This window comes from Arthrobacter sp. FW306-1B-F12A, assembly GCF_058781865.1.
Map to the genome: position 1 here is coordinate 1 of NZ_JBYSXD010000002.1, position 15,484 is coordinate 15,484.

Annotated in this window: 9 protein-coding genes; 2 read left to right on the forward strand and 7 right to left on the reverse strand. The window is 64.9% G+C overall.

What is annotated here, in order from left to right:
* The 7 genes from AC3WJU_RS01230 to AC3WJU_RS01260 all read right to left on the reverse strand — a co-directional run.
* The coding region (locus AC3WJU_RS01230) for an HNH endonuclease signature motif containing protein (RefSeq protein WP_492258945.1) at window positions 1–1,426 on the reverse strand (1,426 nt) is incomplete at its 3' end.
* Between the two features lie 76 nt (window positions 1,427–1,502).
* Window positions 1,503–4,640, reverse strand: coding sequence for an efflux RND transporter permease subunit (locus tag AC3WJU_RS01235; RefSeq protein WP_492258946.1), 3,138 nt, complete (start codon window positions 4,638–4,640; stop codon window positions 1,503–1,505).
* A gap of 40 nt (window positions 4,641–4,680) precedes the next feature.
* Window positions 4,681–5,145 (reverse strand): hypothetical protein, encoded by a 465-nt coding sequence (locus tag AC3WJU_RS01240; RefSeq protein ID WP_307052976.1) that lies wholly within the window; start codon window positions 5,143–5,145, stop codon window positions 4,681–4,683.
* Window positions 5,142–8,336: an efflux RND transporter permease subunit gene (locus tag AC3WJU_RS01245; protein ID WP_492258947.1), complete on the reverse strand. Its 3,195-nt coding sequence runs from the start codon at window positions 8,334–8,336 to the stop codon at window positions 5,142–5,144. Before AC3WJU_RS01245 ends, AC3WJU_RS01240 begins: the two co-directional genes overlap by 4 nt.
* A gap of 275 nt (window positions 8,337–8,611) precedes the next feature.
* Entirely contained in the window at window positions 8,612–9,604 is a 993-nt protein-coding gene (locus tag AC3WJU_RS01250; RefSeq protein WP_284988270.1) for a hypothetical protein, read from the reverse strand.
* Window positions 9,605–10,008: 404 nt separating this feature from the next.
* On the reverse strand, window positions 10,009–12,774 hold the full coding sequence (locus AC3WJU_RS01255) for a PAS domain S-box protein (RefSeq protein ID WP_492258948.1): 2,766 nt from the start codon (window positions 12,772–12,774) through the stop codon (window positions 10,009–10,011).
* 31 nt (window positions 12,775–12,805) lie between these two features.
* Window positions 12,806–13,696, reverse strand: coding sequence for a ribonuclease Z (locus tag AC3WJU_RS01260; RefSeq protein WP_492258949.1), 891 nt, complete (start codon window positions 13,694–13,696; stop codon window positions 12,806–12,808).
* A gap of 105 nt (window positions 13,697–13,801) precedes the next feature.
* Between AC3WJU_RS01260 and AC3WJU_RS01265 the strand changes: the two genes are divergently transcribed.
* Both AC3WJU_RS01265 and AC3WJU_RS01270 read left to right on the forward strand, forming a co-directional pair.
* Window positions 13,802–14,776 carry a dienelactone hydrolase family protein gene (locus AC3WJU_RS01265; RefSeq protein WP_284988267.1) on the forward strand — a complete coding sequence of 325 codons (975 nt, stop codon included), beginning with the start codon at window positions 13,802–13,804 and terminating at the stop codon, window positions 14,774–14,776.
* A 28-nt stretch (window positions 14,777–14,804) separates the two neighbouring features.
* Window positions 14,805–15,461, forward strand: coding sequence for a DNA alkylation repair protein (locus tag AC3WJU_RS01270; RefSeq protein ID WP_284988266.1), 657 nt, complete (start codon window positions 14,805–14,807; stop codon window positions 15,459–15,461).
* Window positions 15,462–15,484: the final 23 nt, after the last annotated feature.

Sequence of the window (15,484 nt, forward strand, 5' to 3'; positions counted from 1 at the left end):
GTGGTTCCCAGTCCTGGTGTTCGCTGGGGTAGTGCCGATGTGAGGGCGAGGTCCAGCCAGGCGGACTGTCTTTGCTGGCGGGGGTGGGGGTCCATGCGGTGGTGTGTTTGAGGCGGTGGTGTTTGGGGCATGGCTGGCCGAGGTTGGAGATGCCGGTGGTGCCTCCCTGGGCCCAGGCCAGGAGGTGGTCTGCTTCGTTGTCCAGGGAGTGGTTGTTGCAGCCTGGGAAGGGGCACTTGCCGTCGCGGAGCCGGAGCCATTGGCGCTGGGCTGTGGTGAGGCGGTAGCTGGTGCGTCCGATTTCCAGCGGGGCGCCGTCGCGGGGGTCGGTCAGGACCCGGTGGAAGGAGTCGGCGCCGTCGGCGACCAGTGCCCGGGCCATGGAGGGCGGGATCGGCCCGTACCCGTCGAGCGTGGCCGGTTCGTCCGTGGCGCCCAGCAGGGACAGGACCGGGACGGTGATCAGGACTTGCGCCCTCGGGGACGGAACCCGCCCCGCCAGCCCCGGTTCAACTCGTCGGGCGCCCGTGCCGCTGGCTCGCGAACCGCCGTCGCCCGTGCCGCCGTCGGGCAGTCCGCCGTCGACCGTCGCGGAGCCGGTGTTGGCGAGGAGCCAGGTGGCGGTGACGTCGGCGCGGAGTTGGGCGAGGGTCCGGGCCTCGTGGGGGCCTTGGAGGGCGCGGGCGGCGGCGGTGGTCCGTTCCCAGATCCCGGCCGCGGTTTCGGCGGGAAGGTGGGCGGAGAGCCAGGCCATGCCGTCGCGGTCCGGGAGGTATTCGACCCGCCGCTCCCCGGCTCGTGTGGTGTGGCGTTCTTCGATGCTGACGGGGTGGTGGCGTTCGCGCCAGGTGCGGGCTTTGGCCCGGAACCGGGACGGGACGAGCTCCCCGGCGGGGCAGCCCCGGGCGGGGTTGGGGGCGTCGGGGTCCAGGAAGTGCGCTTCAAGGGCCGCTGCTGCGGCCGGGCCCAGGCCGTCGGTTTCATCGACGATGATCCGGGCATGCTGCCAGGAGATCGACCCGGACTCGAGGGCGGCCAGGGTCAGCGGCAGGTCCGTGGTCAATGCCTGGGATTCGGCCAGGAGGGTGCCGGCGGTTCGTTCGCTGACGGTCAGGACACAGGCGAGCTCGGCGACCAGGGCGAGCTCGTGGGCGGTGGACTCCCGGGGCGAGGACGCCGGCGGCGCCAGGGCCCTGGCCGCCTGGGCGTAGTCCGCGGCGAGCCTCGCTTTCAGCGCGGCGGTCCGGGCCTCCAGCCGGGCCACTTCGGCGAGGCCGTCCAGGCAAGCATCCGCCCGATCCCGGAGCGGATCGGCGGTCTCGGAAGAACCGGCGTCGCGGGTGAAGGAGGCAAACGCGGCGACGGACGCGGCAACGGCCTCCACGGCCGCCCTGCTCTCCGCACTCCACGTTGTCCTTCGATCCATACCCACAGCATCGCAGGAGGCACCGACAATTTAGCCTTGGCGACAGGGCTGGGACGCGTGGGCGAGGCAGAATCGGCTAGCTAGGTTCCTGCGCTCGGGAAGGAACCACTCGCCTGAATCTCCGGAAAAGGAACGTGAGTGCCTCCCGTGGATCACGGGACCCTGCTTTTGCGAAGCGGAGGTAGAGCGAGGGGACAATGAACAAATTGAGCAGGGTGGACGTGACGAGTCCGCCCAGAATGACCACGGCCATGGGGTGTTCAATTTCGTGGCCCGGGATATTTCCCATAACCACCAAAGGCACCAAGGCAAGTCCGGTAGCCAAGGTGGTCATGAGGATCGGGGAAAGCCGTTCCGCCGCTCCGCGCAACACGAGGGCGCGGCCGAAGGCTTCGTCCTCGTTCCTTTCCAGATGCTGGCAGTGGCTGATGAGCAGGATCCCGTTGCGGGCTGCGATGCCCATCACCGTGAGGAAACCGACGAGTGAGCCAAGCGAGAGGACCCCGCCGGTCACGTAGGCAGCGAAAACCCCGCCGACCAGGGCGATGGGGAGCGTCAGCAGCGCGAGCAGGGCCAGCCGCCAGCTCCGGAACGACGCTTGCAGGAACAGGAAGATCAGGGCCAGGGCCGCCACGGCGAAGATCGTCAGGCGTTCGGTGGCCGCCTGGCGTTCCGTGTACTCACCGAGGAGTTGGACGCTGTAACCCGGCGGCAGCTTCATGTCTTCGAGGCGTTCCTGGAGCGTGCGGACAACGGTCCCGAGGTCTGCCCCCTGATCGATAAAGGAACCGACCTCAACCCGGCGGGATCCGTTGGTGCGGTCAATGAGGTTGGGTGTCGATTGCACGCTGACGGCGGCGACGTCGGCCAGCCGGACGCGCTGTCCCCCGGGGGTGTCGATCGGCAGGTCCTCGATACTGGTGACGCTGGCGCGGGTCTCCGGGGTGCTCCAGACTTGGACGTCGTAGGCGCGTCCGTCCCGGAAGACGTCGCCTACTTCTTCCCCGGCCACGAGTGTCGCGGCTGCCCGCCTCACGTCGCCGGGTTTCAGCCCGTACTTTTGCGCTGCGGCAAGGTCCACCTTGACCGTGATCTGCGGTACCTCGACTTCCAGGGAAACGTGGGGTTCATTGGTGCCCTGGATATGGTCAAGGATGGACTTGATCTTCTGGGCCTGGTCCCGCAGCACGTTCAGGTCGTCCCCGTAGACCCGGACCAGGATTGGTTCGCTGGAGCCGGTCAGGACCTCTTCGATCCTCTCTTTCAGGTAAGTCTGGACGTCGCGGTGCAGGCCCGGATAGCCGTCGACGACCTCCTGGACAGCTGCCACCGTTTTTTCGTAGTCGGCGTGGCGGTCGATGCTGATCCAGTTTTCCCCGGCGTTGACGCCGACGATTTCGTCTGCGGTGAACGCCTGGCCGATGTGGGTACCGCAGTTCAGGACCCCGGGCACCTTGAGGAGCTCCTCACAGCCCCTTTGTGAGATGCGGTATTCCTCCGCTGCCGAAGTGCCGGGCTCTGCGACCCAGTGCATCAGGAAGTCCCGTTCCTTGAAGGTGGGGAACAAGGACTGGCCCAGCAACGGAGCGATCACCAGCCCCGCGAGAGCGACGGCGCCGAAACCGGCGTAGCCGTAGCGGGGCCGGTTCATGGTCCGGGACAAAATGGCGTGATATCCGCGCTTGAGCACCCGGACCAGTGGAGGATCGCGCTGCTCCAGTTTCGCGTTGCCGAGCAGGATCAGGGCCAGGGCCGGTGTCACCGTCAGCGCGACCAGCATCGAGGCGAGGACGGCCAAGGTATAGGAGACAGCCAGCGGCCGGAAAAAGACACCGGTCAGTCCGTCGAGGAAGAAAATGGGAACGGCCGCGACGACGATGATCAGGGTCGCGTAGACAATGGGACTTCGCATTTCCAGGGAGGCCCTGAGCACCACCGAGGCCGTTGGTTCGCCGCTGCCCAGGGCCCTATGTTGTCTGAGCCGGCGCATGATGTTTTCGACGTCGATGATCGCGTCGTCGACGACCACACCCACGGCGATGACAAGCCCCGCCAAGACCATGGTGTTGATGGAGCTCGCCGTGAAGTACAGCACGAGCGCCGCCGTCAGGAGGGAGAGCGGAATGGCCACAAGGCTGATCAGCGCGGTGCGCCACTGGAAGAGGAAGGCGCCGAGGATCATCACAACCAGGAGGCAGCCCAGGAGCAGCGCGAGGCTGAGGTTGGAAATCGCCTCCTCGATGAAGCTCGCCGGACGGAAGATGATGGTGTCAAAGGTGATTCCACTCAACCCTGGCTGGAGCTGGCGGAGGGCGTCCTCAACTCCCTTGGTCACATCGAGGGTGTTGCCCCAGGGGAGCTTTTCGACGATGAGCATGAGCCCGTGCCCGTTGTTGATGACAGCGTCGCCGATGAGCGGCTGATGGTCTTCAACGACCTTGGCCACGTCGCCCAGGTGCAGCGCGACGCCGTCCTTTTCCCTGATGGTGACCTGTGCCAGGTCCGCTGGGCTCGAAACGGCCTGGACATGCTGGACGCCCATTCTTTGATTCGGACTGTCGATGAAGCCTCCCGTGCCGATGAACCGGCCGGGGGAGTACTTCAGGAGGCCGGCGTCCACGGCTCCGGCGGTGACTTCCATGACCTCGTTGAGCGAAACATTTTCAGCCTTGAGCCGGTCCGGCTGCACCTGGACCTGCAGCATCTGGAGCCTTTCACCCCAGATGGCGACGTTGGCCACTCCGGGTACCCGGAGCAGCCGGGCGCGGATCGTCCAGTAGGAGAGCATGGACATCTCGATCAGGGACCGGCTGGAGGAGGTCATGCCAATCTTCATCACGCGGCTCGTCGACGACAGCGGCTGAAGCATGACCGGCGGAGCCGCCCACGTCGGCAGAGCGGATGTCACTGCCGCCATCCGTTCCGAGACCACCTGGCGGGCGTTCAGCAAATCGGTACCCTGCTTGAAGATGAGCACGATCGAGGACAGCTGCGGGACGGACTTGGAGCGCAGCTCATCAAGGCCGGGCATGCCGCTCAGGGAAGCCTCGATCGGTACGCTGACCAGTTCTTCCACTTCCTGCGCGGTCAGGCCGAGGCAGGCCGTCTGGATTTCCACGCGCGGGGGCGCGAATTCCGGAAAGACATCGATGGAGGCCGAGCTCAATTGCACTGAGCCCAACAGCATCACCGCGCAGGCCAGTGCAACAACCACTGTCCTGAATTTGAGGCTGATGCCTATGATCCAACGCATCTCAGTGGGCCGTATCGAATTCCTCGCCGAACAATTCCTCGGCCCCTAGCGTGACCACCACCGTGCCGATCGGCGGACCCTCCTTCAGCAATGCGGCTTCGCCGGCGATTCGCTCGATACTTACCGACTGGCGGACATACACGCGGAGCTCCGGATTCGTGTAGACCCAGGTCCTGCCCTGGCTGTCGTACAGGATCGCCCCGTAGGGGACGGTCAGCTTCCCTTGTGGACCCGACGACGCCGTCCCGGTCTTTAGCCCCAGACGTTCGACGGCGCGTTCCGTCAGGGTGACGCGGTGCAGGTCGGTCCCCGGGACTTCCTCCACGGTGGCAGGAGCGTCAGCGGCAGGCACGGCTTCGGCTTGCGGCTGGGAACAGGCCGGCAGTGAAAGCGTCAGGAAAGCGGCGACCACCAGGGCGATCAGGACTTTCGTGCTGCGGCCCTGCCGCGAAGCTAACTTCTTCATGGTGCGTCCTCGCTCTGTGCCCGGAGTAGCGGATCGTTCCGGGGTGCGGTCCTGGGCGCCGGTTCCGGTCCGAATCCAAGCAACAGCGCGGGCAAGACAAATAGCAGGAAAAGGGTCGTGGTTAGCAGCCCGCCCCAAATGATGATGACGAGCGGTTGGATGATTTCCGTTCCGACCACGCCACCCATGAGCACGAGCGGCAGCAGGCCAAGAGCCGTTATCAGGGCCGACATCAGCACGGGCATCAACCGGTCCCGCGCGCTTCGGATCACGAGCGCGGGGCCAAAGGCAGGACTGTCCTCGGACCCCAAGCTTCGGGCGTGCCGAATGAACAGGATGGATCCACGTGCGGCAATGCCCAGGAGGGCCGAGAATGCAGGAAGCGAGACCAAGGAGTTGATTCCGCCCGTCATCTGCGCAGCGAGCACTCCGCCCGAGAGCGCGGCAATCAAGCCCAGGAAGACCGTCGCACCCAGCCGCCAGCTTCCCAGCGCCGTCTGGAGAAGCACCAGGATTCCGGCCGCGGCGACCGCCGCCAGCAGCCACAGCCACCGGGCGCTGTTCTGCTGTTCTGCGTACTTGGTGAGGATTTCCGCATGGTACGAGAGCGGGAACTGCAGTTGCTGGAGGCCCTTCTCGATATCCTGCTGAACGTCGTTGAGGGCGCGCCCTTGAATATCAGCCTTCACATCGATCCGGCGCGAAGTGTCATCGTGCAGAATCACAGCCTCGTTCCCGACCATGTTGACGTGTGCAACGTCGCCGAGGCGTACGTGACCTCCGCCGGGGGTATCGATCAGCAGCTCGCGGACGCTGGTAAGGCTGTTCCTGGTGGACGGAGTTCCTTTGACGATCACCGAGAAGACTTTTTGTTGCTGGTATATGTTGCCGACTTCGATTCCCTGCAGCAGCGCTGCGGCGGCGCGCCTGACATCGCCGGGTATGACGCCCGCTTTCTGGGCCGCGGTCAGGTCAACCTGGACCTCGACGATCGGTTGTTGGGTGGGCGCGTCGACATGGGGATTGACGACGCCGTCGGTCCGGGCCAGGATTTGCCGCACCTCCTCTGCCTTCTGACGGAGGGTGGCCATATCCAGGCCGTAAACCCGGACGGTGAACCCGGGGTCGGCGGCCTGTTGGATCTGCTCAATCCTCTGTTGCGGATACGTGGATACTTTGCTGGTCAGCCCCGGGTACCCGTTCACCACGTGCTGGACGGCCGCCGCCGTGTCGCGGTAGGAGGCCTCCGCGGAAACTGTCACCCAAAGCTCCCCGGCGCTGATGTCGCCCACCTGGTCCGAGGTGATGGCGCGCCCGATGTGTCCCCCCACATTGACCACGCCCGGGAGTGTCCGGAGCTCTTGGGCGGCCGCATCAGTGATCCGCGTCATTTCCTGGTCTGAGGTGCCAGCGATCGCACTCCACTGCACCACGAGGGTCTTGTCCGGCAGGACAGGCACTGTCGGACGGCCGCTGGCTAACTGGGGGGCGAGGGCAAGTCCGGCGAGGGCGAAGGCTGCGGCGCCCGCGAGTACCCACCGGCCCTTTCCCGCTGTCCCGGACAACGCACGGCCGTACCCGGTGTGGACCCGGCTCAGGGTGCGTCCTTCGCGTGCGGTGGTCCGGCCGACGGGCAGGACGAAGACCAGCGCCGCGGTTACCGTTAGAGCCACGATCATCGCGACAGCCAAGGTGAGCAGGTAGGAAAGGAGCAGCGGGCCGAAGAGCGCTCCGTCCTCGCCCGGAATGAAGAACACGGGGAGCACAGACAACGCCATGATGAGCAGGGAATAGAGAATCGGCGTTCGCACTGCGCGCAGGGACGCCGTCACCAAGGTGTCACTCAATTGCGCGGTCCCGACGCCGGACGCGCCGGACGCGGCGCCGGACCCGACGTCGGACGCGACGCGTGCCCTGCCAGTTCGGACTGCGCCATAGAGGTCCTCGGCGACGTCTCCGACGATGACGGCCAAGGCCAGGACCATGCCGGCGAGGACCATGGTGTTCATCCCGGTGCCTCGTAGGTACAGGACCAAAGCCGCCGCCGTCAGGGAGACCGGAATCGTGATCAGGCTGATGACGGCGGTGCGCCAGGAGCGGAAGAACGCGCCAAACATGGTGGCTGTCAACACGAGCGAGACAAGCAGTGCGACACCAAGCGTGCCTACCTCTTCTTCGATGAACGCTGCCTGCCGGTAGACGGTGGTGTCGATAGTGACACCGGACAAGCCTGGCTGGAGGGCGTGGAGCGCATCATCGATGCCCCGGGTCACATCCCTTGTGTTCGTCTCCGGGAACTTTTCGATGACCAGGAGCAGTTCGGCATCCTTGCCGGAGAGTGCATCCCCGATCAGCGGCTGGTGATCGGTCACGACGTGTGCAACATCGCCCAACACCAGCTTTCCGGCCGGCCCTTCCAGGCTGACTTGGCCCAGATCCTCTGGCGTGGTGATTGGCAGGACGTGCTGCACTCCAAGCCGCTGGTGGCCCGTCTCCAGGAAGCCGCCGGTACCGGGTGTGGACGCCTCAAGGTAGCTCAAAGGCGACACCCAGACGGCATTGCCGGTAGTCGTAATGACCTCGTCCAGCGTCACGCCCTTGGCCTCAAGTTCCCCAGGATCGACCAGGACCTGCAGCTGCTGGTCGCGGAGGCCCCAAATTGCCACGTTCGCGACGCCGGGCACCGCCAGGAGTCCGGGCTTCAAGGTCCAGCGGGCCAGAACAGACATGTCTATGGCCGACATCTCTTTGGAGGTCAGCCGGATCATCATGACCCGGCTCGTCGATGAGAGGGGCTGCATCAGGACGGGTGCGGCAGACACGTTCGGCAAGGCGCGTGCTTGGGTCAAACGCTCAGACACAAGCTGGCGGGCCCGGAAAAGGTCGGTCCCCGGCTTGAACACCATCTGGATTGATGACAGGCCGGGGACGGATTTGGAATGAATGGCTTCCACCCACGCCACACCGTTCAACAGGTCTGCCTCCATGGGGGAGGTGATCAGTTGTTCAACCTCCGCGGCGGAGAGCCCTAGGGCCTCAGTCTGGATTTCGACCTGTGGAGGGGCGAACTCCGGGAAGGCATCCACTGCCATGCCCGGCAGGCTCGTGAAGCCGAAACCCAGGATCCCCACCGCCACGGCCAGGACCAGAAACCGGAACTGGAGTACCCACCGGAGGACCGTGCCCATCATGGCCGGTCACCCGGCTCCTTGGGTGTGAAGGTGGAGAAGCCGTAGCGGGGAGGAGACACCCCAGAATCGATGTCCGGTGAGTGCCCGCTGAAAATGTTAGATCCCCGGTACCTGTCCACCACGCCGCTCCTTGGAACAGTGCCAAAGCGCCCCCAGACGTGTACGTCAATCATGAGCCCCGGCCGAACCTTGGGTCAACGCTCAATGCAAGGATTCTCAGGATAATGACAGGGAATTTTTCGTCCATTCACAAGTGATAGTGGTATACGCAAGAACTAGCCGCTGGAGCCCGGTGTCGCAACCTCGGCGCGGGGGGTCGTTCCGTAAACACTCGCACTGACCTGGTAGGCGTGCCCGTCCAATTCCAACGCCTGCCGATTGATCTCAGTCAGGGCGGAGTCCGCGAGCGCCTCCGCTTTGATGAGGTCCAACGACTCCTGGTCCGCGCCGCCAACCGCTGTCACTTTCACCAGCCCCGTGCCCGCTGAATAGAGTTTTTGCTGGTGGCCAACGGACGGTTCCAGCGGATTGTACTCATCAACGGTCAACACATCGTCGTAGCACGCGGCCGGTACGCATACCCGCTCATGCTGCTTGAAGACAGTTCCACAATCCAGGAAGCCCACATCGGGTGCGTGGGCTTGGACGTACCCCGGGGTACCGGTCACCGGCTGATCCTGCATGGCGATCCCTGCCTGGGCCTTGGAAATGCCGTGAATGAAAGTGCGGGGCGCGCCGGTGAAAGTGCCGTTCTCGTACTCTTCCGGATACTCCCCGAAGAGCCAGACAGCTCCCTTTTCCGTCTGGGCAAAGAAGGCCAGCTCGGATTCCACGAGCTGCCCGTCGTAGTAGTCACGGTCCCACATCACGAGGGTCTTCACGCCGTCAATCACTTTTGTCAGTCCGGTCACTGAGTGGACCACCGTGCGCTCGGTGGTGCCGTCGGCACTCTTCACCATGCCCTTGGTCGTGTACTGCATGCCGGGCTTCAGTGGAAACCACTTGTTGTCAATCCTCGGCGCCGGCTGGAAGGCCGAGCGGTCGTAGTGGATGGCGGACCCGGCCCCGCAGAACTCTGCGGCGTCCGTGGTCGCCGTCGGGGTAGCAGTCGGCGGGGCAGATCCCGACGTCGGCCCTGTCAGGGGCCCGTTCGACGTGGCCGGGGAAGGCGTACCGCTTGGCCCGGAACACGACGCCACCGCGGACATTGCCAGAAACAGCACGAGTGCAGAACCCAACGCTGTGAGTCGTTTGCTTGGCTGGAACATCTCGGTGTCCTTTCACAACAGGCTGATGAAAGGAGGGCCGGGACAGCGGGAGAGGTTTTCATGCCGCACCGCCCACGGTCCAACATTTCTCAATTGTGCTCCGGCCGGCACGGAAAAAGAACAGACGGCGCACAAACCCGATGTGGCGAAGGGCGTTCCCTTGGGCACCCGGGGGGCCGGCGGCGTCTGGGGTAGAGCGCCCCGAGCCCCGGGCTCCAGGGGCACTCCCGCCGTCGGCCCCGTCCAGCGCCGGTCCCGGAGGGCCGGCTGGTCTGTTTCAAGCCGCGGATGTGTTCCTGTATTAATTCAACATCTTTCCCGGCCCGTAGGCACGAGTGCCGCCTACTCGTTTTCCAGGCACGGGCCGCCGAACACGCGGAGAATCCTACGTAAGCACCCCGTGATCAAATGCCCGATGAAGGGACCGCACGGGGAACCCAGCGATTGAGGGCTTCTTCCAGGCCGGCCAGATCGACTGGTTTGCTGAGGTAATCATCCATGCCGGCTGCGAGGCAGCGCTCGCGGTCTTCGTCCTGGGCTCCTGCGGTCATGGCGATGATGGGCAGGCGGACAGAGCCGTTCTCCTGCACCCGGATGCTCCTGGTGGCCTCGAAGCCGTCCATGACGGGCATGTGGCAATCCATGAGCACAGCCGCATAGGAGCGGGCGGCGATGGCGGAGACGGCCTCGGCGCCATCGGCAGCGACCTCGGCTTCGTAGCCCAGCTTGGCAACCATTTCGCAGGCGACGAGCTGGTTCACCGCGTTGTCCTCCACCACGAGGATCCTACCTTTGGAGGGCCTGTCCGGCCTCGGTGGCCGTGCAAGTGCGGACGCCGGTCCGGTCGCCGCATTGCCCGCTGCCAGCCGCACCAGGCGGTCGTAGAGTTCCGAACCGCGTACGGGTTTCGTGAGCCATTCGCTGATTCCCGCGCCGGCCATATCGGGCTTGGATACCTGGGACGCGGAGGTCAGCATCATAAGGCGGATGCCCCGCAAGCCTGGGTCCTTCGAGAGCTCGTGGGCAAGCTCGAGGCCGTCCATGTCCGGCATGCACATGTCGAGCACGGCAATGTCGAAGGGTTTCCCTGCGGCGGCTGCCTTCCGTGACCGGTCGAGCGCCGTACGCGCGTCGGCAACCGGGTCCGGTCGCAGCCCCCATGTGTTCAATTGCGATTCCAACACCAACCTGTTGGTGGCATTATCGTCGACCACCAAAACGCGCAGACCCGCCAGTGGGCCAGGGACAGTGCGGGCGGGAACCCGCCCGGGTTCCTTGGCGAGCGGCAATCGGAGGGAGAACCAGAACGTGCTTCCCTCACCAGGGGTACTGGTCAAGCCGATGTCCCCGCCCATCACTTCCGTCAGGCGCCGGCAGATGGCCAACCCCAGCCCGGTTCCACCGTACCGACGCGTGGTGGATGCATCTGCTTGGGAGAACGAATCGAACAAGCGCAAGTGATCCGCGGCGTCGATACCAATGCCGGTATCGCTGACTTCGAATCGAACAAGCGCTGTTCTTGCGTCTTTGTCTGCGATGGTTACCCGGATGGCAACTTCACCGGACGCGGTGAATTTTACGGCGTTCGAAGCCAGGTTCAACAGGATCTGCCGGATCCGGCCGGCATCACCGGCCAATTGCGCGGGAACATCGGGGTGGCAGTACGTGATGAGTTCCAAGCCTTTGCCCTGGGCTGCTTCGGCCAGGAGAGACGCCACTTCCTCCATCACGTCCTGCGGATCGAAGGGCGTGATGTCCAGGTCGATCTTCCCCGCTTCCAACTTCGAGAAGTCCAGGATGTCGTTAATCAGGGTCAATAGAGCTCCGGCAGCGGTCTGGACCCCTTCGGCGTACTTGCGTTGCGTTTCATCCAGCGGCGTGTCCAACAACAGCGTTGTCAAGCCGATGACCCCGTTCATGGGGGTGCGGATCTCATGGCTCATCGTCGCGAGGAACTCGGACTTCAACCTGCTCGATTCCAGGGCGGCCTCCCTGGCTGCCAACAGGTCCGCTTCGGCGGCACGCCGGGCGGTAATGTCCTGCCCGATGCTCGCAATTCCGGTGACTCCGTGGTCGCCGCGGATCGGGGAGACCGTGAGGGACACAGGCACGATGGACCCGTCCTTGCGCATCCGGTCCGTCTCGAAGCTACGGGCCTGGCCACCATTCTGGACGGCGGTGAACACCTCGTCCTCGGCTTGGAGGTAGTCCGGAATGAGGAGCTGTACGTTCTGCCCGGTCGCTTCAGCGGCAGTGTATCCGTACAGTTTCTCCGCCCCAGGGTTCCAGCTGGTGATGACGCCCGCGGGGGTCATGCCGATGATCGCGTCGGCCGAAGACTCAACAATTGCGGCCAGGCCCTCCACTTGGGCGAGTGCCTCCCGCGCCTGGTCCTGTGCGCGCTGACGGGAAGTGACGTCGCGGAAACTCCAGACCCGTCCCACGATCTCATCCCCGACCTGTTGGGGCCGGGAATACCGTTCAAACGTCCGCCCGTCACGGAATTCCAACATGTCCAGGCTCTCCGCCCCCGGATCGGCGTACAGTTCCTGGACCTTGCCTATGAACCCGTCGGGATCCGTGAGCTGGTCGAGGACGAAAGCCAACAGCCGGCCGTCGTCGTGCGACTCCAGGAGATCCGCGGGGATGCCCCACAACTCGGCAAAGCGCTCGTTCGCCCCCGCGATAGTCCCGTCCGCCGCGACAACCAGGATGCCATCGGCCGTGGACTCAAGGGTAGCGCTGAGAAGGGAGAGGGCATCGCGGAGTTCGGCATCAACGCGGACGCGGTCACTTACTTCGCGGATAGAGGCAACGAGCTGCATGGCCGGTCCGACGCCGAGGGGAGCAAAGCTGACCTCAATGGGAAACTCGGCGCCGTCGCGGTGGCGGCCGAACAGTTTCAGGTCAGTCCCGGCCCGGCGTATTCCCGGATCACGGGCAAAGAGGTCCCGGATGGCGCCGCCTTGGCCCTCGAACCGCGCCGGAAGCAGCACCTCATAATGCTTGCCCAGCAGTTCGCTACGCGAATAACCGAAGAGCTGCTCTGAATAGGCATTGCCGAACGTGACCTGACCGTCTGCGTCGATCACCAGCAAGGCGTCCGGTACGGCCTCGACCAGGCCGCCAAAAAAGCCGAACTGATCCAGCGGCCGTATTTCGTTTGTCATTTCGGCCCCCAGAGCTGAATGGATGACAAGCCTACAACCACCGCTGCCGTTTCGGGAAGGGAACACGGTCCAGGTCGTTCGCGGCCATGACGGAGGCCGCGCCGGACCGCGCCCGGGCTTGCTCCGCGAGCAGTCCGACGTCGGGATAGCGCGACGAGAAATGGGTCAGGATGAGCATGCCCGCTTCGGCGGTGGCAGCCAATGCCCCCGCCTGCCCGGCGGTGAGGTGGCGGTACTGCGCGGCGAGGTCGCCGTCGTCGTCGCTGAAAGTGGACTCAGCCACAAGAAGGTCCACGCCGTTGGCGAGTTCCCCAGCGCCGTCACACGGCGCCGTGTCCATCACGAAGGCGAAGCTCTGTGCTGGCCTCGGCACGCTCACGTCTTCCAAGCGCACACCGCCCAGTCTCCCGTCCCGCTGCAGGAGGCTGATATCGGATCCGGTAATCCCGGCCGCCGCAAGCCGCTCCGGCAGAAGGCTGCGGCCTTCGGGCTCCACAACCCTATAGCCGTAGGTCTCGATCCGATGGAGCAACGGGCGCACCTCCACCCCTTCGGCGATGGGACCGGGACCACCGTGCGGATGAAGCCGAAGGTCGACGCCGGGCGACGCGACAGCGACGAGGGCGCGGATCATGTCCTCACCGGACGCAGGATAGTGCAGGTGGATCGGATGCTCCACCCGGTCCAGGGCCATGCGCGAAAGCACGCCCGGCAGCCCGAAGCAATGGTCGCCGTGGACATGGGTAACACAGATCCGCGTGATCTGGCTGGCCGAGACGCCGGCTTGGATCATCTGCCTCTGGGTACCTTCGCCAGGATCGAAGAGCAGGCCCTCGCCGTCCCAAAGGAGCACGTATCCGTTGTGGTTGCGGGTCCTGGTCGGGACCTGGGAGGCGGTGCCGAGAACCACGAATTCACGCATGGAACCGAGTGTCTCATTGCTTGGCGGCTACGCCCATCATCCAGGGCGCCCTTGCCCGGTAACGGTCTTGGGAGGAGGATATGCGGCAGACTCAGGAGGCCTTCCATGATCCAGCTCGGGAAATTTGAAAAGTACCTGGTCGAGGAATTCTTCGACGACTACCGCTCGGGAGACATGTCGCAGCGAGCCTTCATTCGCCGGCTCGCATTTATCACCGGGAGCATGGCTGCCGCCTCCTCGACGATGCTGCAGCTCGGATGCACTCCGGATGAGGTTCCGCTAAGCACCGATCCCATGCCAAGCCCCGAGGCCTCGGCCGCCCGGCCCGCAACGACGGCGGCTTCCGGGCCAGTACCGGGGGCGAAGAGCCCGCTTTCCGTACCTGAGGGCGCGTTCGGCCTCGTGACGGCCACCGTCCGGTTCCCCTCCGGCGGAACCGGGATCAGCGCCTACCTTGCGAGGACCGACGGGGCCGGTGCGGGACCCGCGGTCCTTGTCTGCCACGAGAACCGCGGACTGACCCCGCACATCCAGGACGTGGCCCGCCGTTTCGCCAAGGCCGGGTACGTTGCTTTGGCGCCGGATCTCCTGAGCCGGGAGGGAGGCACACCGGGCATGGATCCCGACGCCGTGCCCGGGGCGCTGACACGGGCGGGAGCTGAGCGCCATGTTTCCGACTTTTCCGCGGCCTTCGATTACCTCCGATCACTGGAATTCGTGGACGGCGAGCGGATCGCCATGAACGGCTATTGTTTTGGCGGCGGCATCACCTGGCAATCCGCCACCGAGATACCCAGGTTGAAAGCCACAGCGGCCTTCTACGGACCGGCGCCCGACCTGGATAAAGTCCCATCCATCAAACCTGCCGTCTTGGGCGTCTATGCCGAACTCGACCAGCGCATCACCGGCGCAATGCCGGCACTTCGGGATGCGCTCGCAGCCACCGACGTCCGCCACCAGCTCACCGTCTATCCCGGCGTCGACCATGCCTTCCACAACGACACCAGCGAGCGGTACAACGAAACGCAGGCGACAGCCGCCTGGCGGGACATGTTGGCCTGGTTCGGCGAGTACGTCTGAACGGACAGTATTGCGAAAGAATGTTCGCATGAGTGACGCCGGCGAGTTCATCGATGAGGCCTTGCGCCGTGAAGGCTCGTGGATCCGTGCAGAGCAGGCCCAGGCCCGGCTGGGAAACGGGCTCCAGCATTACGGGTCCTCGATCGGTGCTATCCGTGGGACAGTCCGCGATGCCCTCCGCCGCCACCCGGGACTCGAGCATGACGAGGTCACTGCCTTGAGTTCGGAATTGTGGGAGGTTCCCGTTTTCGAACGCCGGCTCGCGGCAATCGTCCTTCTGCAGTCCAAGGTCCATCTGCTGACGAATACCGATCTGACGCGCCTTGAGGGTTTTGTCCGCGAGGGAAGGCTGCGTGAACTCGTAGATCCGCTCGCGGTGGACGTGATCGGACCTTTGATCGCCGGACTGGAAGGGCAAGCCAAGGCGCGGGCTGGAAGCGTGATGGATCGATGGGTGCGGGAGCATGACGAGTGGCTATGCCGCGCTGCCCTGATGTCGCCCCTGCGGGCGCTCCGTGGCGGTGGAGGCGACTGGGAAGCGTTTGTGAGCCACGCCACCGTGGCGCTGGACGCCGCTCGGGAAATGGGCGCCGAGGCGGAGGTGGTCAGGGAAGCGGTCTCCACCGTTCTCAACGACGTTGCCAAGCGACGGCCTGAGCTGCAGTTCCCCTCGCCAGTCGCTTGAACCGCCAGTCCCTTGAACCGCCA

What these genes read in the sequence shown, in the direction of transcription:
- AC3WJU_RS01255 (WP_492258948.1), bottom strand. Translation starts at nt 12,774, where the DNA reads ATGACAAACGAAATACGGCCGCTGGATCAGTTCGGCTTTTTTGGCGGC.
- AC3WJU_RS01265 (WP_284988267.1), top strand. Translation starts at nt 13,802, where the DNA reads ATGATCCAGCTCGGGAAATTTGAAAAGTACCTGGTCGAGGAATTCTTC.
- AC3WJU_RS01245 (WP_492258947.1), bottom strand. Translation starts at nt 8,336, where the DNA reads ATGATGGGCACGGTCCTCCGGTGGGTACTCCAGTTCCGGTTTCTGGTC.
- AC3WJU_RS01260 (WP_492258949.1), bottom strand. Translation starts at nt 13,696, where the DNA reads ATGCGTGAATTCGTGGTTCTCGGCACCGCCTCCCAGGTCCCGACCAGG.
- AC3WJU_RS01240 (WP_307052976.1), bottom strand. Translation starts at nt 5,145, where the DNA reads ATGAAGAAGTTAGCTTCGCGGCAGGGCCGCAGCACGAAAGTCCTGATC.
- AC3WJU_RS01270 (WP_284988266.1), top strand. Translation starts at nt 14,805, where the DNA reads ATGAGTGACGCCGGCGAGTTCATCGATGAGGCCTTGCGCCGTGAAGGC.
- AC3WJU_RS01250 (WP_284988270.1), bottom strand. Translation starts at nt 9,604, where the DNA reads ATGTTCCAGCCAAGCAAACGACTCACAGCGTTGGGTTCTGCACTCGTG.